We start from the raw sequence: 19,166 nt of genomic DNA, 5'->3' as shown, positions 1-19,166 counted from the left end.
CCGTGGTTACGATCAGCAGTTCGATTCATCGAATCGCCTCCCCCGTCGCGCCGAACACGTGGAGTTCAGTGCGGTCGAAGGCGACTTCGACCGTCGAACCCATGGACACGTCCTCCGGAAGCGCCCGCAGGCGGGCGATGAAGGTGTCGTCCCCGCGTGCGAGTTCGAGTTCGTACGCGTTGCCGAGCGGTTCGATGACCGTCACCTCGCACTCGATGGCGTTCGTCAGGTTTCTCGGGTCCGGTCGGGAGACGTTCGCCACGTCCACCGCCGGGGTCGAGAGGAGATGCACGTCCTCCGGACGGACTCCGAGCGTCTCGGTGTCCATGGGGAGCGACGTGTCGAGGGTCGCAGTGTCGCCGTTCGGCAGGAGTTCCACGCCCATGCCGACGGAAACGTCGAAGAAGTTCATCGGCGGATTGCCGATGAACCCGGCGACGAACGCATTCTCCGGCGTCTTGTATATCTCCTCGGGCGTCCCGACCTGCTGGAGTTCGCCGTCGTTCATGACGGCGATGCGGTCGGCGACGCTCATGGCTTCCTCCTGGTCGTGGGTGACGTACACCGTCGTCGTCCCGAGTTCCTGCTGGAGTTCCCGAATCTCGAACCGCGTCCGAACGCGGAGTTGCGCGTCCAGATTCGACAGCGGTTCGTCCATCAGGAACGCCTTCGGCTCACGAATGATGGTTCGGCCGACCGCGACGCGCTGTCGCTGGCCGCCGGAGAGTTGTCCGGGTTTCTTGTCGAGCAGGTCGGAAATTTCGAGCATCTCCGCCGTTCGCTCGACCTTCGCCGTCTTCTCCTCGTCCGAGAGGTCCATCTTGCCGAGCGGGAATTCGAGGTTCCCCTCAACCGTCTTGTGCGGGTAGAGCGCGTAGCTCTGGAACACCATCGAGAGGCCGCGTTTCTGCGGGAGGGTTCTCGTTACCTCCTCGTCGCCGATTTCGATGGAGCCGCCGGTGGGCGTCTCCAGTCCGGCGATCATGCGGAGCGTCGTGGACTTTCCACACCCCGACGGCCCGAGCAGGACGAGGAACTCGCCCGGTTCGATTTCGAGGTCGAGTCCCTCGACCGCCAGCACGTCGCCGTACGACTTCCGCAGGTCCGAGAGGTCGATCCCGGCCTGTTCCGTCTCGATTTCGGCGCTGGTGTCAGGTGCCGATTTCTCCGTGGTCTCTATCTCGGAGGACACGAATCAGCCCTCCACCGACCCGAAGGTCAGTCCCTCGACCATGTACTTCTCTAGGTAAACGATCATGATGATGATGGGAACGCTGGTCAGCAGCGATGCGGCCATGATCTGTCCCCACACTTGGTGGAACCCGGACGAGAGCGCGTCCAGACCGATTGGAAGCGTGAAGTTCGTGCGGGTGCTGAGGAAGATGCTGGCGAAGAGGTAATCGTTCCCACGCGATCATCACGTGTAGATGAACACGGCCACGATGGCGGGTGCCGAGAGCGGGAGCGTGATGCGGAAGATGACTTCCAGCCGCGAGTAGCCGTCCATCATCGCCGCCTCCTCTATCTCCGGCGGGACGCTTCGGAAGTAGTTGCCGAGCATGTACAGCGACACGGGCAGCGTCTGGACGAGGTAGGTGATGACCAGACTGCCGAGGTTGTCCACGAGACCGATCCAGACGATGATCTGGAACAGCGGGACGACCAGCAGGATGCCCGAGAACATGTACACGAGCAGGACGCCGCGCGAGAACAGTCCCCGTCCGGGGTAGTTCAGGCGGGCGAAACTGTACGCGCCGAACGTGGCGACCACGACCGACATCCCGGCCGTGATGATCGAGATGATGAGGCTGTTTTTGAAGTACGTCACGAACGGGAACGTCTCCGGACTGAAGACGCTCGCGTAGTGTTTCAGCGTCAGGTCGTGTGGCACGAACGACGGCGGGAGCGAGTAAATCGCGCTCTCCGGCATGAAGCTCGTGACGATCATCCAGTAGAACGGGAGGAGCGAGACGACCATCGTCAGCGCTATCGCGCCGTAGAAGACGACCTTCTCCCAGAGGCTGGTTTCGATGCGACTTCGTCCGAAGGCGTTGGAAAAGCCGTCGGACACCGTAGCGAGTATCGTTCCTATCATGTTACCACTCCAGAATCCAGCTCACGTACACGAGGACGAACACCATGAGCGAGACGAACAGCACCATGGCGATGGCGGCCGCCTGACCGTGATTGTAGTTCGCGAACGCGGTCTGGTACGCGTACAGCGACAGCGTGTTCACTTTCTTCGTCAGCAGCCAGATGTCGGCGAACTTGTTGAAGTTCCAAATCCAGCGAAGCAGGAAGACGGTGGCGAGGACGTACTTCAGTTCGGCCAGCGTGATGTCCTTGAATCGGGCGATACGGCCCGCGCCGTCGATTTTCGCCGCCTCGTACATGTCGCTCGGAATCGCTTGCAGGCGGGCGATTATCATCAGGAAGGCGAACGGGAAGTAGCGCCACGCGTCGAAGGCGATGACCGTCCACAGCGCCGTCTTCGCGTTGTTGAGCAGGTCGATGTCACCGGAGTAGATGCCGAGGGTGTGACTCAGGAAGTACGGAATCATCCCGTACAGCGGGTCGAGCAGCCACTGCCAGACGTACGCCACCGCGATGAGCGGGGCGACGTACGGCAGCAGCATCAGCCCTCGAACGAGCCGTCGGCCGCGGAATTTTCGATTGAACAGGATCGCCACGCCGAGGCCGCCGACGGTGGCGAGCACGTCGCTACCCAGCGTGAAGATGACCGTCGTTTTCAGTGCCGCCCAGAACTCGCCGCTCGAAAGCAGGGTTCGGTAGTGTTCGAGGCCGACCCACGTCGGCGAGGCATCGGGCGAAAGCGGTACGTTCGTAAAGCTCAGGTAGACGTTGTAGAGAACGGGATACACGATGACCCCGGCGACCAACAGCAACGCTGGCGCGATGAGCAGATAGCCCAGGATCGCCTCCTTCTGCTCGACGGTGTAGTCGCCGTCCAACGAGAGCTTCGTACGGTTTGCTAAACTCATAAATGAATTGGGGACTTGTGTGGTCGATGGTGGACGACTATTCCTCGATTGCGTCCCGCATCTTCTTCGCCTGCTCCTTCGCGACCGTGTCGGCGCTCTCGCCGTCGGTCACGCGCTGAAATCGCCTCCGCGATGAGGAACTTGTTCGTGATGTTTCCGAGTTCCGGGAAGGCTTTGCCGTCGACGTAGCCGAAGCGTTCGATGTTCTCGAAGGCCGCGGAGACGTCCTCGACCGTCGAACCCCACGCCTTCAGCGTCTCGTCGTCCTTGAACTCCGAACTGCTCGCCGTTTCCTTGAGAACGGGGTTCATCCCGCCGGGGGCCATGTGGAGCCATTCGACGTACTTCTTCGTCATCAGGTACTCGGCCAGGTTCTTGCCGTAGTCCAGTTGCTCCTTCGAAGCCGATTCGAAGAGGTTGAGACCGACGATTTGCCCGAACGAACTCTTGCGCTTGTGCTGGACGTACGGGGCGAATTTGGTGTCCTTCACCATCTCGTCGCCCTTGTCCACGAGGTCGCTCATGATGAACGTCGAGTACTGGATCAGGTGGCTCTGCTCGTTGAGGTACGTGTTGTTCGCCGTCTTCCAGGTGTCCTTGCCCGGCGGCGTGTACTTCGAGAGTTTGCCGTAGAAGTCGAGCGCCTCGATCATTTCCTTGCTGTCGAAGACGATCTTTCCGTCCTTGTCGAAGACGCGCGCGCCGTTCGAGCGGGCGAAGGGCGTGAAACACTGGCGGGCGAACGCCGTCTTCTTCGTCCCGATAACGATACCGTACTGATTGTTATCGGGGTCGTGAAGCGCTTTGGCCGCCTTCATCAAGCCGTCCCACGTCGTCGGGTCGTCGAGGTTCTTATCCTCGAAGCTACTCTTTCGGTACCACATTCCCTCGACCCAACCGTACATCGGAATCGAGTAGTGACCGCCGTCGGGCGCTTTCGTCAGATCGAGCGCGCCTTTGTAGAACTTGTCCTTGCCGACGTTCTCGATGACGGCGTCGGCCGCTTTCGTGGAGAGAAGACCGCCGCTACCGAGTTTCTGCATCGGCGAGAGACCGAAATCCGCGATGGTCGGGAGCGTCCCTGATGCGCGTGCCGAAGAGATGCGCGTCGGCAGGTCGTCCTCTTGGACCGCGTTCAGCGTGCTGGAACCGCCGTTGTTCGAGTCGTACGCCTTGAGAAGTTTCTTGATGACCTTCTGTCGGTCGTTTTCGACGTTGCTCGTCCAGAACGTGATGTCCTTGTTCTTGCCGTCGCCGCTACTGCCGCCGAGGCTTCCGACACACCCGGCAAGCGCGGCCACGCCAGCCGCTCCGCCGATAGATTGTAGCACCGTACGCCGCGTTTTTTCCCCGTTTTTGTGATCGCCTGTCATAGGAACTCTGTCCTACTCAACCATGAAGAATAAGAAATATATAAATCTTGCTCACGTATTTGATACAGGAGTGAATATGAGAATTCGTATGGACGAAACGGCACTGGATCGGGAACGTCAACTAAAAGATTCAACTCGATAGGATGGGAATCAACACACAGATGGACACCGACGAACTTCGACGCGGACTTCAGGAGGTGGGGCTTTCGACGTACCAGATCGACGCCTACGTCACCCTCCTCGATTTGGGAAGTGCGTCCGCAACGTCGCTCGCGGAACGGGCGGATGTACCGCGGTCGCGGATCTACGACGTGCTCCGGGATTTGGAGGACGAAGGCTACGTCGAGACGTACAAACAGGACGCGCTCCGGGCGCGGGCCAGGGAACCGACGGACGTCCTCCAGAACCTCAAATCGCGGGCTGAAACGCTCTCGAAGACGGCCACCGAGATTCAGGATAGATGGCAACAGGCCGGGGTCGGCGGACACCGCATCAGCATCCTCAAACGGGTCGAAACGGTCGTCGAACGGGCTGAGGAAGCGATTCAGGACGCGACCAATCAGGTACAACTGTCGGTCACGCCGGAGCAGTACGACCGCCTCGTACCTGCCCTCAAGACGTGCTACGAAAACGACGTGTTCGTCTCCGTTTCGATCAATACGAGCTACGAACAGCCGACCGACCTCCCGACCGACGAGGAGTTCGCCGACGTCGTCACCGAGGCACGGCACCGTCACCTCCCCGCGCCGTTTCTCGTCCTCGTGGACCGCGAAATCGCGTGCTTCGCGCCGCACACGGAACCGACCGGGCAGTACGGTGCGGTGTTCGAAGACGAGACCCTCACGTACATCTTCCACTGGTACTTCGAGGCCGCTCTCTGGGAGTCGTGGGCCATCGTCTACACCACCCACAGCGAAACGCTCCCGGCGGAGTACGTGAACATTCGGCGGTGCATCCGCGACATCGCACCGCTGCTGGCCGACGGGGCCACCATCACCGCGACCGCTCGCGGACGGGAGATGGGTCGGCGACAGAGTATCACCTTGTCGGGCGAGATAACCGACATCCTGTACGCCAACGGCGACATCCGCGAGGGGGACCAAACGCCGTCGCTCTCGACGCTCGCCGGGCAAGCGACCATCGTCCTCCGTACCGAGGACGGCGAGTACGGTATCGGTGGATGGGGTGCGGTGCTCGAAGATTTGGAGGCCGACAGGATCATCATCGAAGCGGTAACGTACCCGGACCGTGAGGAGGACGCCTGATGCTTCCCGACGACTGTGCGCTCGTCATGGATTCAGGACGACAGATCGTGGTCGATGCACGCGGCGACGTCACGCCCGCGACGCCCGAAACCGGCGTGTACGAATCCGACCATCGCTACCTCTCGGCGCTCGAAATCGACCTCGACGGACCCGACGACTGGCACGTCCTCGGTCGCGAATCCAGCGACCGACGCGGCGTGACGACGACGCTCGCCAGCCCCACCGTCGGCACGGGCCGTGGCGAGGGACGACCCTGGATGCTCGGCAAACACCTCGAAATCACGGAATCCGGCTGTCTCGTCCGGGTCCGACTCACGAACAACACGCGGTTGGCCCGCGAGGCAACCCTCTCCGTCTCGTTCGCCCCCGATTTCGGCCATATCTTCGAAATCCCTGCCTTCTTCTCGCCGCGTGAACACCAAGTGCGGCCGGTCGAAATCGAACGCCGCACGTCCGGCGTCGCCTTCGTCGGCACGCTCGCCGACGACACCGAACGGCGAGTCGAGGTCACGACCGACTCCGACCTCGAAACGAGCGTTTCCGACGACTCGGCCACCTTTTCCGCGGACGTGACCGTCCCGCCCGCTTCGACCCGTTCCATCGAACTCGAACTCGAACTGCCGGGTGGACGACGGAACACGCCCGATATCGAGACGGACATCGACTGTCCACGGTACGACCGACTCGTCGGGCGCGCCGCGCGAAAACGCTCGAATCGCTGACGCTCCCGTGTGGCGTTCCCGCGGCGGGTGCGCCGCGGTTTCTCGCGCCGTTCGGCCGCGATTCGCTCATCGTGAGCTATCAACTCCTGCCGTTCGACCCGACTGTCGCGGAACGGACGCTCCGTTTCTTGGCCGACGAACAGGGAACGAAAACCGACGACGCGACGCTCGAAGCGCCCGGCCGAATCATGCACGAGAAGCGGTACGGCGACCTCCCCGTAATCGGGGAAAGCGTCCGAACGCCGTACTACGGAACCATCGACGCGACCCCGTTGTTCGCGGCGCTGTTCGCCGATACCGTAGAGAAGGCGGGCGACGAAACGTTGTTCGAGGAACTGTACCCCAACGCGAAAGCCGCCATCGAATGGACGCTTTCCGAACTGGACGACGACGGCTTCCTGTTCTACGAATCACACGATCACTCGCTGGGTCTCACCCATCTCGGGTGGAAGGACAGCGCGGAATCGCTTGCTCGTCCCGACGGAACTCCAGCGGAGGGTGCAGTCGCGCTCGCCGAAGTGCAGGGGTACGTCTTCCGCGCACTGGAGCGGTTCGCACCGCTCGCGGAGCGGGTCGGCGACGAATCGCTGGCGGACGACTGCCGGGAGACGGCGGAGACGCTCGCGGCGTCGTTCGAGGAGCGGTTCTGGCTTCCCGACGAGGGCTGTTACGCGCTCGGGATCGACGGAAACGGCGTCATCCCGAGCGTCGCCTCGAACCAGGGCCACGCCATTTGGGGTGGATTAGGAAGCGAACGACGCGTCGAGCAGGTCGCCGAGCGGTTGACGCGCGAGGACATGCTCACTTCGGCCGGTCTCAGGACGTTCGCGGCGTCACACGATTCGTTCGACCCGCTCTCGTACCATCGCGGGAGCGTCTGGCCACACGACACGAGCATGGCGGCGATGGGACTCGCCGAGCGCGGCCAACAGGACGCGGCGAGAGCGCTCGCCGTTCGGGGACTGTCGGCGCTGGAGGACACGGTCCGAACCGACTATCCCGACGGGTTCGGCTTCCCGGAACTCATGGTCGGTTTCGACGAGGGCGTCTCGGTCGGCACGCTCCGCCATCCGGACTCCTGTATTCCGGCGGCGTGGAGCGCCGGAAGCGTGTTCGGATTCGTTCAAAGCGTGCTCGACTCCGATCCCGTCGAAGCCGAGACCATCGCGGAACTGATCCGGTAATCAGGTCCAGCGGCGAACGGCGAAAAGGAGCAACGCGGAAACGACGGTCATTCCGGCCAACAGTTCCCAACCGAGGCCGTACCCCGACCGTTCGACCAGCGCGCCGAAGACGGGCGGGGCGATGAGTCCGCCGACGTTGATGGCCGTCTGCCCTCCCGCCGTCGCGGCACCGATATCCTCGCCGTCCACGAGACCGCTCAGACACGAGTAGAACACGCCGGTCGAACCGTAGATGGAGAGTCCGAGTCCGGCGAACACGACGATGGCGAGGGGGAACGACGAGATACCGGTCGCGAGCGCGGCGAACAGGACGGCACCCCCGGCGATTTGGACGAATGCCACGGTCGCCGACCCGCGAGCGCCGCCGAGTCGGTCGGCGGCGCTTCCGGCACCGATGCGGGCGATACTCCCCATGACTTGTGTGAGGGCCAGCACGATGCCGCCGATGGCGGTGGTCTGGCCGAGGCCGTCCTTGACGTAGAGTTCGATGTAGCCGAGCATGGCGAAGATGGACGCGCCGAGGAAGAGTCCGGCGACGACGAGCAGCAGATACGGCCCGTTCGTCCGTAGATCGCTGAAATCGGGGAGGGACATCGTTCCCTCGCCGGACGTCCCGCCGTACGTCACGGCGAACCCGAGCGCGTAGCCACCCGCGAGCACGGCGATGACCCAGAAACCGAGTTGCCAGATCGTGACTGCCGCGATGCCGGTGATGACGAGCGAGGCGACGCCGCTCCCGGCCGTGACGCCGACCTGTTTCAATCCCATGGCGAGGTTCTCCCGTCCGTTCGGCGCGCTGGCGATGATGCCACGGTTCGACGCGGGCATCGCCGAGGAGTACGCGGCCCCCAACACGACGCCCGCGACGAGGAGGAGGGAGTACGACGACCTCGAACGAGACGCCGACGGTGGCGACCGCGAGTCCGGCGAGTCCGACCACCATCACGCGTTTTTCGCCGTACCCGTCCACGGCCGCCCCGCTCGGAAACAGCGCAATCGTGTAGCCGAACAGCGCGGCCGTCAGGAAGAACCCGACGCTGGACGCCGACAGCGAGAAGGCGTCACGGACGACGCCCGTCGCGGCGAAGATGCTGTAATAACAGAGGCTCGCGGCATCTGCCACCCCGTGACGGTCGCGACCGACCGCCAATTTCCCGTTGTCGCCTTCGTGTTCCTCGTCACTGTTTTCGCTTCGAAACACGAACGGCGGTGCGGTAAGTATGACGACTCCGGACAACGATGCCTGGAGAGTGAAACCGGAAGCAGTCGCCGCTTTCCGCCGATATTGGCATTTCCACTTATCCGTCTCGCGCCCGATGTTCCGACTGCTATGTCAGATACGATGCGGGCGGTCGAAGTCGACGAACCGGGAGGGGAATTCGAACTCGTCGAACGGGAGGTTCCGACGCCGGACGCCACGCAAGTTCGCGTGGAAGTCGAAGCCTGTGGCGTCTGCCACAGCGACTCCTACGCGAAGGAGGGTGGCTACCCCGGACTCGCCTACCCGCGCGTTCCCGGCCACGAGATCGTCGGACGGGTCGATGCGGTCGGCGAGGACGTGGAGCAGTGGGAGGAGGGCGACCGCGTGGGCGCTGGCTGGCACGCCGGACACTGCTTCACCTGCGAAGCCTGCCGTCGCGGCGAGTTCGAACAGTGCGAGAACGCGGATATCCACGGCGTGACGGTCGACGGCGGCTACGCCGAGTTCGCCGTCGTCAACGCCGAAGCGCTCGCGGCCGTCCCCGACGAACTCGATGCGGCGGACGCCGCGCCCCTGCTCTGTGCCGGGATCACGACGTACAACGCGCTCCGACACACGGACGCCCGACCGGGTGATCTGGTCGCCGTACAGGGAATCGGTGGACTCGGTCACCTCGGCGTGCAGTACGCCCGACAGGCGGGATTCGAAACGGTCGCCATCTCGCGTGGCACCGACAAGGAGGAGTACGCCCGCGAATTGGGTGCCGACCACTTCATCGACGCGAAGGCCGACGACCCGGCGGAGGAACTCCAGAAGTTGGGCGGCGCGACGGTCGTCCTCGCCACCGCGCCGAACGCCGACGCGATTCCGCTCGGTCGTCCCCGGTCTCGACACCGACGGCGAAGTCGTCACGTCGGCGTACCCCGGCGAACCCATCGACGTCTCCGTGGTCGACCTCGTCGGAAGCCGAAGCGCGGTTCGCGGGTGGGCGTCCGGCGACGCTCGTGACTCTCAAGATACCCTGGAGTTCAGCGCGCTTCGAGACATCACGCCGGAAATCGAGACGTTCGACTTGGCGGACGCCGACGACGCCTACGAACGAATGATGGACAACGAGGTTCGGTTCCGAGCCGTGCTGGAACCGTAGGACAGTCAGCACCGGAGAACTGACGTCGTTTCGTCGCGCTAAAACCGCGATCAGGAATCGGCTTCTCCCCGATAATTCTCGCGAAGATTACGATGAAGAGACACGGCCTCATCTCCGCCCGAACCGAACGTGGCGGTATGGTATTCACCGGTGACGCGAGCTGTTGTGACTGTTAAATCAGCTCACCTAGCCACAAAGCGAATGTACTCCCGTGGTGAACGAAAAATATGGCAACTCTCAGCGAGGAAGACGAAGGGAAGTTCCTGATGGACGGAGAAGGGGAGCAACTCGGGATCGTGAGCGAGGTTCGGAGCGGGACGGCGTACGTCGATCCCGACCCCAACCTCGGCGAAGCGTGGCTGGAAGTGTTCGGATGGGGGAGCGCCGACGACGACGACCTGACGGTTCCCGCCAGCGTCGTCGATACGGTGACCGACAAGGAGATTCGCGTGAACAAGGACCTCTGATTTTTCGGAAGTCAGCTATCGAATCGACCGGAAACAATCGAGTTCAGGGACTCGGACTCGGCGACCCGTGATCGCTGCTCGTGTCGAGGGCCGTCCCCGTGATGGTCTTGAGTCGGTCGGTGAGGCTCTCTATTTTGGACTCGCCGACGAGCGCGACTTCGAGGACCTCGCTGATGTGCGAGACGGGGACGATATTCACCATCTCCTTGTACTCGTCTTCGATCATCACGTCCTGTTCGTTCGCTTTCGGGATGATGACCGTCTCGATGCCGGTCTTCGCGGCCGCCTCGATTTTGTGCGTGACGCCACCAACGGGGAGGACGTCGCCGCGGACGGAGAGCGACCCCGTCATCGCCACGTTCTGATCGACGGGGATATCTTCGAGCGCGCTGATGACGCCGGTCGCCATCGTCACGGACGCCGAATCCCCTTCGACGCCGCTGTAGGTCTGGACGTACTGAATGTGGATGTCCTTCTCGGAGATGTCCTCGTCGCTGAACTTCTTGATGATGGCGCTGACGTTCTGCACCGCCTCCTCGGCTATCTCCTGGAGTTTCCCAGTGGCGATCACCTTCCCGGCACCTTGTGCCGGGGAGACTTCGGTCATGATGGGGAGGACGCGACCGCTGTCCTCGCCCATGACCGCCAGACCGTTCACGCGACCCACCTCCGCACCGTCCGAGACGGTGAGTTCGTAATCCTTCCGGCGTTCGATGTGGTCGTCGGCGATCTGCTGTTCGATGGAGCGCGAGCGCTGTTTCGCCTGTAGGACGTGGTCACGCGTGGTGTTCTCGGCGTCCTCCGCGCGGGCGATGTCACCGGCGACGCGGACGAGACCACCGAGGTTACAGCAGTTCGTGCGTGAGGTGATCCTTGCGACCGGCGCGGCGCTGGGCTTCGAGGATGATCTCTTCGACGGCCGTGTCCGTGAAGTGTGGAAGCTGTCCGTCCTTTTCGACCTCTTGGGCGACGAAGCGGGCGTACTTGCGGCGCATCTTCGGCGTGTCGTCGATGGTGTCGTCCATGTACACTTCGTATCCGTATCCCTTGATACGCGAACGAAGTGCCGGGTGCATGTTCTCCATCGCGTCGAGGTTCCCCGCCGCGACCATGATGAAATCGGTCGGGACGGGTTCGGTGTGAACCATCGCGCCCGAGGAGCGTTCGGACTGACCGGTGATAGAGAACTCGCCCTCCTGAATCGCGGTCATCAGCTTCTGCTGACTGCGAATGTCGAGGGTGTTGATTTCGTCCACGAACAACACGCCTTTGTTCGCCTTGTGGATGGCTCCCGGTTCCACGCGGTCGTGGCTCGGGGTCTCCATTCCGCCGGACTGGAACGGGTCGTGGCGCACGTCGCCCAGCAGCGCACCCGCGTGGGCACCCGTCGCGTCCTCGAAGGGAACGGTATCGACGTCGGAGTTGTCCACCAACAGGTTCGGGATAACGGCGTTCGTCCCGCGTGAACTGTAGTGGAACAGGAGGTACGTCACGCCAACCGCGATAACACCCAGTAAGAACTCTTTGGCGATGAAGAAGGCGTATCCGGCGACGAGTGCGATGATCGCCCACATCAGGAACGTGCGCATCCGGTCACGCTTCATCGCTTCGTCCCTGTGCGCTTGGATAATCTGTTTCCCCTTTCCGGCGGGAACGGTCCGAATCTTCGGTTCGTTTCCGTCGTCGGGGTTGTGATAGACGAGGACGTCCTGTAACTCCTCCTTGGGGAGAAGCTGACTCATCGCCTTCGCCAACATCGATTTCCCGGTCCCCGGCGACCCGATCATCATCACGTGACGACGTTGTGTCGCCGCGTTCACCACGGTTTCACGGGCGGACTCCTGCCCGATGACTTGATCGACCAGTCGGTCCGGAATGGGAATTTCATCGGTCGTCTCGACGTCCAAACCGCCGAGGAGATCGTCGTCCGTTTCGGGGTCGAAATCGTCGGCGACCAGCGATTCATCGACGTTCGTTCCGAGAGCGCCTTCCTCAGACGGGACGGAATCGACGGTGGAATCCTCGGGGGCAACTTCCCCGTCGGAAACCGAGCGCGAATCCCGCCGCTCGTCGGAAGTACCGTCAGAGGCGTCTATATCCGCCTCTGACTGGGAGGGACTGTCAGTGCGTTTTCCATTGCCCATTGACTATTCTTGCCGATAGTAAGCGTAACCCTGCCCGATATACTTTTTGAATCGTTCAACCTCTGGTATACTATTTGACGACAATGGACCGGCGTTTCGAGGCCGAAACGCGTGTCTCGTACCCTTTCACTCTGATTCGACGCGTGGATCGAGTCCCACATAGGCGAGGTCCTGGAAGAGGTTGCCCAGAATTCCGACGAACGCGATGACCATCGCCACTCCGAGAATGAGCGGTAGATCGCGTTGCTGAATCGCGCCGAGACCGAGGCTACCGATTCCCCCGACACCGGTGACGGATTCGAGGACGAAGACGTTCACCACGAGCGTTCCGATGAGGTCGGCGAAGAACAACGAGAGCAGTGGAATCGCGGCGTTGCGAAGGATGTGCCGGGCGACACGTCGATTCGATGCGCCCTTCGCGCGAAGCAACTTGACGAACTCGCGGTAGACGTACTCGCGCGATTCGGCTCGTGCGTACCGCAACTGTCCCGCGAGCAGCGAAATCCCCAGCACGCTCGACAACAGTACCGTCTGGACGTGTGGCGTGAACTGATGGAGCGTCTCGGTGAGCCCCAAGATACCCGGACCGGCCACGACGACGATCCAGTAGCTCGGAATCCCGAGTCCGACGTACGATCCGCCGGTCACTATCCGTTCGACTATCGACCCCGGATGCAGCGCGGAGTACACGCCGAGCCCGATTCCCCCGACGAGCGCGAACAGCATCGCCGGAACGACGTAGCGTGATGTCGCCGGAATCGCGCCTTCGAGCAGCGTGATCACGGGTGTTCCGTGGTGCGTGTGCGACCGACCCCAGTGGAACGTCGTGATATCGACGAGCCAGTTGAGATAGCTCTTCCACACCGGCTCGTTCAGATCGTGTTCCTCCTTGTACTGCTCGATGGCCTCGTGCACGTACGCCTTCTGCTCGGTCGCGTTCAGACGATGGTTTCTGGCCGATTGCGCGGCACCGTACGCCGCCTGAGCGACGCCGGGATTGGCGGTCAACGCGATGAATCCGAACGTGACGGACAGCACGAGATAGAGGGCGAAGACGGAGAACGCGATCCGTTTGATGACGTAGGAGCGGCGACTCATGGTTTCAACATCAAAAATACCGACAATCGGTATAAAATAGTATCGACAGGAGTGAATTATCCATTCGGTATCTTTTTGTCATGTGGATATATACCACACAGGGAGTACATTCATGCAACACCTCCCCGTCTACGTGTCGAATCGTCCCTCTCCACCGGGTGGTTTTCGGTGAGCAACGACACCGGCCGACGGTCGGGTGAAACGCCGCTTACCCCCATCGACTGGGAACAGGAGAACAGTACGGACCGAACTGTCCCCTGGCGCTTCCTGCTATTCGCCGCCGGTCTCGTCGGACTGTGGCTTCTCTACCGATATACGAACTCCCACGGTATCGGCGTCGTCTATTCGTGGCGGCCGACGAAGTTGACGTGGCTGTTCCGGGTGAGTCTCCTCGCCCTCGTCTGCTTCGCTCTGCCACCGCTCGTCCGAAACACCCGCCGGAATCGACGGTACTGGGAGCGGTTTCGGTCCAACAGGCTCGCAGTCGTTTCCCTCGTCTCCCTGATTCTGTTCGCCATCCTGGCGATGGTCGGTCCCGCACTCCTCGGGCGTCCAGCCACCGACCCAACGGTCGCCCGCCAACCGCCCCTCCTGTTCTCGTCGAAACTCGGGTTGGTGACGTCGACGTGCGTCGGCCCCACCGTCAACGGCTTCTGTCACGGGTCGTGGACCTACCCGCTCGGAACGAGCACCTTGGGACAGGACATGGTGTTGCTGGTGCTCTCGGGGATGCACGTGAGCTTCCAAGTCGGCGTCATTACCGCCGTCTTCATGATTCCGCTCGCGACGGTCGTCGGTCTCGTCGCCGGATACAGCGGCGGTACGGTCGATACCGTCCTCATGCGATACGTCGACGTCCAGCAGTCGGTTCCGGCGTTCGTCGTCTATCTCATCTTTGTCTTCCTCGCCGGACCGAGCCTGTTCGCGTTCGTGGTCGTGTTCGGACTCCTCAACTGGGGAAGCATCGCCCGCCTCGTCCGAAGCGAGGCCATTCAGCGTCGGGAAGAGGAGTACGTCGAAGCGGCGCGGAGCGCGGGCGTGAGTCGGTGGACCCTCCTTCGGAAACACTTGCTTCCGAACGTCTCCAACACGGTTCTCATCGGGACGACGCAGAAGATTCCGCAACTTATCCTCCTCGAAACGGCCTTGACGTTCATCGGAATCGGTGATGTCGTCGCTACGCGCGTCGTTCGGCGACACGATTGCGACCGGCTTGTTGGACAATTTCTACACGGTGCCGATCAAGGTGTGGTGGATCTGGACGATACCCGTCGTCGTGCTCGTCTTCACCGTCGTCGCCTTGAGCATCGTCGGCGATACGTTGCGCGACGTGTTCGACCCGCGGGGTGACGTATGAGTCCCGACCCCCTGCTCTCGGTGGACGACCTCCGGGTGACGTTCGACACCGACCGCGGCGTCGTGCACGCACTCGACGGCGTTTCGTTCGACGTGAACCGCGGCGAGACGGTCTGTCTCGTCGGCGAGAGCGGTTGCCGGGAAGACCGTCGCCTGCGAGTCGCTGACCCGTCTCGTCCCGTCGCCACCGGCGCGGCTTTTCGGCACCGTCCGGTTCGACGGGCGCGACTTGCTGTCGGCCGGTACGAAGACGCTCAACTCGATTCGCGGCGACCGAATCGCGTACGTGTTCCAGAACCCGCAGGACTCGCTCGACCCCGTCTACACGGTCGGCAGTCAACTCGTGGAGGCGATTCGACTTCACCGAGACGTTTCGAAGGACGCCGCGCGACGGCGGGCGATAGAACTCCTCGACCGGGTCGGCATTCCCAACCCCGCCGAGCGATTCGACGAATACCCGCACGAGTTCTCGGGCGGGATGAAACAGCGGGTCGTCATCGCGATGGCGCTGTCGTGTGAACCCGACCTGCTCGTCGCCGACGAACCGACGACGGCGCTGGACGTGACGACCCAATCGGGCATCCTCCATCTGCTGAAAACGCTCCAAGCCGAACGCGACATGGCGGTGTTGTTCGTTACCCACGACCTCGGCGTGGTCGCGCAGGTCGCCGACCGCGTCGTCGTACTGTATGCCGGGAAGGTGATGGAGCGCGCGGACGTCTTCGACATCTTCGACCGTCCGGCCCACCCGTACACCGATGCCCTGCTCGACAGCGTGCCGCGGCGCGGGTGGACGCCGAAACCCATCGGTGGCTCGCTTCCCGACCCGACGGACCCGCCGGACGGTTGTCGGTTCCATCCGCGATGTCCGCACGCGACCGACGACTGTCGTTCGGAGTCCCAACCGCCGCTCCGGGCGCTCGAAGGGGATGGTCACCGGGTCTCGTGTGTCTACTACGACGACGACGCCGAGCCGGGACCTTGGACGAACCGCACGCGACAGCAGAAACGACGTCGACGGCGGCGACTACGATGGAAGGAACCGACGAACGTCCGTTCAGGACGGATCGACCACGATACGAGGTGACGAGCGATGAACACGGAGACGACGAATCATCGACGAGGTACCGACGACGCGGAACTGAACGACGAGACCGTTCTTTCCGTCCGCGACCTGAAGAAGCACTTTCCGATCACGGAAGGGTTGCTGGCCCGCGAGCGGGGACGCGTGCGTGCGGTCGATGGCATCAGTTTCGATCTACGGCGCGGCGAAACGCTCGGGTTGGTCGGCGAATCCGGTTGTGGGAAATCGACCGTGGCTCGAACCGTCGTCTCGCTCGAAACGCCCACTGACGGGGAAATCACGTTTCGGGACCGCTCGCTCGGGTCGCTGTCGAAGGACGAGCGAAAGCGGTACGACGGCAGGTTCAGATGGTGTTTCAGAACCCGTCGTCCAGTTTCGATCCGCGGATGACCATCGGCGAATCCATCGCGGAGCCGATGTTGACACACGGGTTGACGGACACCGAGCGGCTGACGAAACGGATCGAGACGTTGCTCTCGCTCGTCGGACTCTCGGAGGGCAAGCGCGAACAGTACCCGCACGAACTCTCGGGCGGGGAGAAACAGCGTGCCGCGTTGGCGCGGGCGCTGTCGTTGGATCCCGAGTTGTTGGTGTTGGACGAACCCGTGAGCGCCCTCGACGTGTCCGTGCAGGCCGAGATTCTGGCGCTCATCGAACGGCTCCAGAAGGCGTTGGATCTCTCCATCCTGCTCATCAGCCACGACATGAGCGTCGTTCACCAGCTCTGTGACCGCGTCGTCGTCATGTACGTCGGCGAAGCCGTCGAACACGGACGGACGAGCGACCTGTTCGAGGATCCGAAACATCCGTACACGAAGGCGCTGCTCGATACGGTTCCACGGCCGGACCCGCACGACCGGAACGAGATGGTGGAGTTGACCGGCGACGTCCCCGACCCGTCGTCGCCGCCGTCCGGGTGCCGGTTTCACACCCGCTGTCCGAAAATCATCCCACCCGAGGACTACTCGCTCGCCCAGGCGACGTGGGCCGGGATTTTCGCCCTACGTATCGCGCTCCGGGACGGGGAATTCGGTCTCGAATCCATCCGCGAACGGCTGGCCGACGAGCGGGGGGACGGTTCGATCCCGGAAACAGCCCTCCGGGAGGCGGTTCGGCGCGAGTACGGGATACCACCGACGATCGATCACGAACGCGTCGAGGGGACGGTTTCGAGCGTGATCGGGCGCGCTATCGACGGGGACGAGGACGCCGCCGCGGAAACCCTCTACGAGGCGTTTCCGACGGTGTGCGAGACTGATAATCCGGATCAGCGAACGGTCGATGGTCGAGCCGTCGCGTGCCATCTGTACGACGGGCCAAACGCGGACCGGTAGCGGGACGATTCCAGCGATTTTGCCACCCCCTCGTCCCATCACGCAATCAGCTACTTTGATGTCGGTTCGCCGTCTCGAATCGGGCAGAGAATGCCTATCGAGTTGAACGGGTCGCACACGACCGCCCGCGTGATGGTCGAGGACGAGGCGCTGGTCGAATCCGGCTGTCTCCAACAGATTCAGGAACTCATCGATCACCCCGCGTTCACCGAACCGGTGCGGATCATGCCGGACACCCACTGGGGCGCTGGCGCCCCGATTGGCTTCACGATGCCGCTCCCCGACCGCGTCGTCCCGAACATCGTCGGCGTGGACGTCGGCTGTGGCATGTGCGCGACGAACCTCGGTTCCGACCTCCCGCTTGCGGATGCGGACGAAGAACGCGAGCGCCGCGTCCGCGACGCCGTGCCGATGGGTCGGGAAGTGCACGAGTACGACGACGCGCCGCATCTGGTCAACGAGTTCCCGTTCGAGCGGGCGAACGAGGTCTTCGAACGCTTCGACGCCGCCTACCGCGAGCGATTCGGGCGAGCAATCGACCCCCTCGTCTTCGACTTCGACGGCTACGGCGAGGCGTACTTCAAATCCCTCTGCGAGCGCGTGCTGGCACCCCAGCGCCAGGGGATGGGCTACGTCATCAAGAGCGCCGGAACGCTCGGCGGCGGCAACCACTTCGTCGAATTCGCACAGGGCCGGGAGTCGGGCGACTATTGGCTCGTCGTCCACAGCGGGTCGCGCTACCTCGGCAAGGCCGTCGCCGAGTACTGGCAGGGCCGAGCCTCGGACTACCGCTCGGCCGACGAAATCCGCGATGCGATTCCGGACGAGTATGGGAAATTCCTCAAGTTCGACCCCGAAACCGTCGGAGACGGTGAACTGTTCACGTGGGTCACCGGCGGAATGGGTGAATCGCACATCCGCGCCGAGCGAGTCCGGGAGGCCTTCGACGGCGGCGACATCGAGGACGCGTTCGACGTCCTTTCGGGATCGAACCTGCGCCCCGACGAGGGGCGAATGGAGGACCTCGATTGGCTCGACGGGCGGGAGGCACACGGCTACTACGTCGATATGCTGTTCGCCCAGCAGTACGCCCGCTGGAACCGCGAGTTGATGAGCGACGCCATCTGTGCGGCGCTCGAAATTCGGCCGACCGACCGCTTTCAGTCCACGCACAACTACATCGACTTCCGCGATATGACGATCCGGAAGGGTGCCACGCCCGCCCGCGAGGGCCAGCGACTCGTCGTCCCGTTCAACATGGCCGACGGATCGATCATCGCCCGGGGGAAGGGCAACGAGGAGTACCACTCCACGGCCCCGCACGGCGCGGGCCGGACGATGAGCAGAGGGGATGCCTACGACACGATTTCCATGGACGAGTTCGGCGAGGCGATGGACGGTATCTACTCCGAATCGGTCGTCGAGTCGGTGCTGGACGAAGCGCCGATGGCCTACAAACCGGCCGACGCGATTCGGGAGGCCATCGAACCGACTGCGGAGGTAGTTGAGTGGTTGGATGTCGTGCACAACCTGAAAGCGAAATAGCGCTGGGGACTCGGTTTGCGGGTTGGGTTTCGATTCTCGCCTCGTCGAGAATATTGGTAAGTACTGATTTGTACTGATCTCTACTGAATGGTACTGTCGATTGAAGAGATATTTCGGAACTCGGTTTCGAACGTTCTTGTCTTCTCGCTACGAGGAAACGTTGCACTACTTCGACTGCAACTGCCCCGAGAACACTACCTCGAAAGCCCCCGCCCGCTCGCGGTCGCTCCACGAGATAGTGGCT

Annotated in this window: 12 protein-coding genes and 5 pseudogenes; 10 read left to right on the top strand and 7 right to left on the bottom strand. The window is 62.7% G+C overall.

Annotated elements, in window-relative coordinates; all coding sequences use genetic code 11:
• Window positions 1-25 precede the first annotated feature (25 nt).
• The 4 genes from A4G99_RS03345 to A4G99_RS03330 all read right to left on the bottom strand — a co-directional run bounded on the left by A4G99_RS03345 (window position 26) and on the right by A4G99_RS03330 (window position 4,375).
• Window positions 26-1,138 (bottom strand): ABC transporter ATP-binding protein, encoded by a 1,113-nt coding sequence (locus tag A4G99_RS03345; protein WP_255359034.1) that lies wholly within the window; start codon window positions 1,136-1,138, stop codon window positions 26-28.
• 279 nt (window positions 1,139-1,417) lie between these two features.
• The gene (locus A4G99_RS03340; RefSeq protein WP_223301682.1) at window positions 1,418-2,095 is read right to left on the bottom strand and encodes a carbohydrate ABC transporter permease; all 678 of its coding nucleotides are present in this window, start codon (window positions 2,093-2,095) and stop codon (window positions 1,418-1,420) included.
• A gap of 1 nt (window position 2,096) precedes the next feature.
• Window positions 2,097-3,002 (bottom strand): carbohydrate ABC transporter permease, encoded by a 906-nt coding sequence (locus A4G99_RS03335; protein ID WP_066139443.1) that lies wholly within the window; start codon window positions 3,000-3,002, stop codon window positions 2,097-2,099.
• Window positions 2,999-4,375, bottom strand: a complete 1,377-nt coding sequence (locus A4G99_RS03330; RefSeq protein ID WP_223301681.1) for an ABC transporter substrate-binding protein — start codon at window positions 4,373-4,375, stop codon at window positions 2,999-3,001. The genes A4G99_RS03335 and A4G99_RS03330 overlap by 4 nt, the downstream gene beginning before the upstream one ends.
• Window positions 4,376-4,536: 161 nt before the next feature.
• On the opposite strand from A4G99_RS03330, the gene A4G99_RS03325 reads away from it, so the two are divergent.
• The 3 genes from A4G99_RS03325 (at window position 4,537) to A4G99_RS26845 (ending at window position 7,546) form a co-directional block, all read left to right on the top strand.
• A complete protein-coding gene (locus tag A4G99_RS03325) occupies window positions 4,537-5,640 on the top strand; it encodes a TrmB family transcriptional regulator (RefSeq protein ID WP_066139469.1) in 1,104 nt (367 codons plus the stop codon).
• Window positions 5,640-6,362 carry a glycogen debranching N-terminal domain-containing protein gene (locus A4G99_RS26850; RefSeq protein ID WP_223301680.1) on the top strand — a complete coding sequence of 241 codons (723 nt, stop codon included), beginning with the start codon at window positions 5,640-5,642 and terminating at the stop codon, window positions 6,360-6,362. The genes A4G99_RS03325 and A4G99_RS26850 overlap by 1 nt, the downstream gene beginning before the upstream one ends.
• A 71-nt stretch (window positions 6,363-6,433) precedes the next feature.
• Window positions 6,434-7,546, top strand: a complete 1,113-nt coding sequence (locus A4G99_RS26845) for an amylo-alpha-1,6-glucosidase (RefSeq protein WP_223301679.1) — start codon at window positions 6,434-6,436, stop codon at window positions 7,544-7,546.
• On the opposite strand, the pseudogene A4G99_RS03315 reads toward A4G99_RS26845, so the two are convergent.
• A pseudogene (locus A4G99_RS03315) lies at window positions 7,547-8,728 on the bottom strand (MFS transporter).
• Window positions 8,729-8,888: 160 nt separating this feature from the next.
• Between A4G99_RS03315 and A4G99_RS29350 the strand changes: the two are divergent.
• Both A4G99_RS29350 and A4G99_RS03305 read left to right on the top strand, forming a co-directional pair.
• A pseudogene (locus tag A4G99_RS29350) lies at window positions 8,889-9,894 on the top strand (alcohol dehydrogenase).
• 227 nt (window positions 9,895-10,121) lie between these two features.
• Window positions 10,122-10,361 (top strand): hypothetical protein, encoded by a 240-nt coding sequence (locus A4G99_RS03305; RefSeq protein ID WP_066139441.1) that lies wholly within the window; start codon window positions 10,122-10,124, stop codon window positions 10,359-10,361.
• Between the two features lie 43 nt (window positions 10,362-10,404).
• On the opposite strand, the pseudogene lonB reads toward A4G99_RS03305, so the two are convergent.
• Window positions 10,405-12,505: pseudogene (gene lonB / locus A4G99_RS03300) on the bottom strand (ATP-dependent protease LonB).
• A 126-nt stretch (window positions 12,506-12,631) separates the two neighbouring features.
• On the bottom strand, window positions 12,632-13,603 hold the full coding sequence (locus A4G99_RS03295) for an ABC transporter permease (RefSeq protein ID WP_066139439.1): 972 nt from the start codon (window positions 13,601-13,603) through the stop codon (window positions 12,632-12,634).
• 168 nt (window positions 13,604-13,771) lie between these two features.
• On the opposite strand from A4G99_RS03295, the gene A4G99_RS03290 reads away from it, so the two are divergent.
• The 5 genes and pseudogenes from A4G99_RS03290 (at window position 13,772) to A4G99_RS03275 (ending at window position 18,922) form a co-directional block, all read left to right on the top strand.
• Window positions 13,772-14,953, top strand: a complete 1,182-nt coding sequence (locus A4G99_RS03290; RefSeq protein WP_190303676.1) for an ABC transporter permease — start codon at window positions 13,772-13,774, stop codon at window positions 14,951-14,953.
• A gap of 3 nt (window positions 14,954-14,956) precedes the next feature.
• Window positions 14,957-16,046: pseudogene (locus A4G99_RS03285) on the top strand (ABC transporter ATP-binding protein).
• A gap of 6 nt (window positions 16,047-16,052) precedes the next feature.
• Window positions 16,053-16,696 (top strand): annotated as a pseudogene (locus tag A4G99_RS29725) (ATP-binding cassette domain-containing protein); the annotation flags it as partial.
• A 51-nt stretch (window positions 16,697-16,747) separates the two neighbouring features.
• Window positions 16,748-17,377, top strand: a complete 630-nt coding sequence (locus A4G99_RS29720; RefSeq protein WP_394337437.1) for an oligopeptide/dipeptide ABC transporter ATP-binding protein — start codon at window positions 16,748-16,750, stop codon at window positions 17,375-17,377.
• 90 nt (window positions 17,378-17,467) lie between these two features.
• Window positions 17,468-18,922 carry an RtcB family protein gene (locus tag A4G99_RS03275; protein WP_066139434.1) on the top strand — a complete coding sequence of 485 codons (1,455 nt, stop codon included), beginning with the start codon at window positions 17,468-17,470 and terminating at the stop codon, window positions 18,920-18,922.
• Window positions 18,923-19,166: the final 244 nt, after the last annotated feature.

It is taken from the genome of Haladaptatus sp. R4 (assembly GCF_001625445.1).
Taxonomy (GTDB): Archaea; Halobacteriota; Halobacteria; order Halobacteriales; family Haladaptataceae; genus Haladaptatus.
Note: the sequence above shows the minus strand (reverse complement) of the source record. Positions and strands in the feature narration are given on the sequence as shown.

Excerpts from the sequence above, each read along its gene's own strand:
- A4G99_RS26850 (WP_223301680.1), top strand. The coding sequence starts at position 5,640 with ATGCTTCCCGACGACTGTGCGCTCGTCATGGATTCAGGACGACAGATC.
- A4G99_RS03340 (WP_223301682.1), bottom strand. The coding sequence starts at position 2,095 with ATGATAGGAACGATACTCGCTACGGTGTCCGACGGCTTTTCCAACGCC.
- A4G99_RS03335 (WP_066139443.1), bottom strand. The coding sequence starts at position 3,002 with ATGAGTTTAGCAAACCGTACGAAGCTCTCGTTGGACGGCGACTACACC.
- A4G99_RS03325 (WP_066139469.1), top strand. The coding sequence starts at position 4,537 with ATGGACACCGACGAACTTCGACGCGGACTTCAGGAGGTGGGGCTTTCG.
- A4G99_RS03295 (WP_066139439.1), bottom strand. The coding sequence starts at position 13,603 with ATGAGTCGCCGCTCCTACGTCATCAAACGGATCGCGTTCTCCGTCTTC.
- A4G99_RS03305 (WP_066139441.1), top strand. The coding sequence starts at position 10,122 with ATGGCAACTCTCAGCGAGGAAGACGAAGGGAAGTTCCTGATGGACGGA.
- A4G99_RS29720 (WP_394337437.1), top strand. The coding sequence starts at position 16,748 with ATGAGCGTCGTTCACCAGCTCTGTGACCGCGTCGTCGTCATGTACGTC.
- A4G99_RS03275 (WP_066139434.1), top strand. The coding sequence starts at position 17,468 with ATGCCTATCGAGTTGAACGGGTCGCACACGACCGCCCGCGTGATGGTC.
- A4G99_RS03330 (WP_223301681.1), bottom strand. The coding sequence starts at position 4,375 with ATGACAGGCGATCACAAAAACGGGGAAAAAACGCGGCGTACGGTGCTA.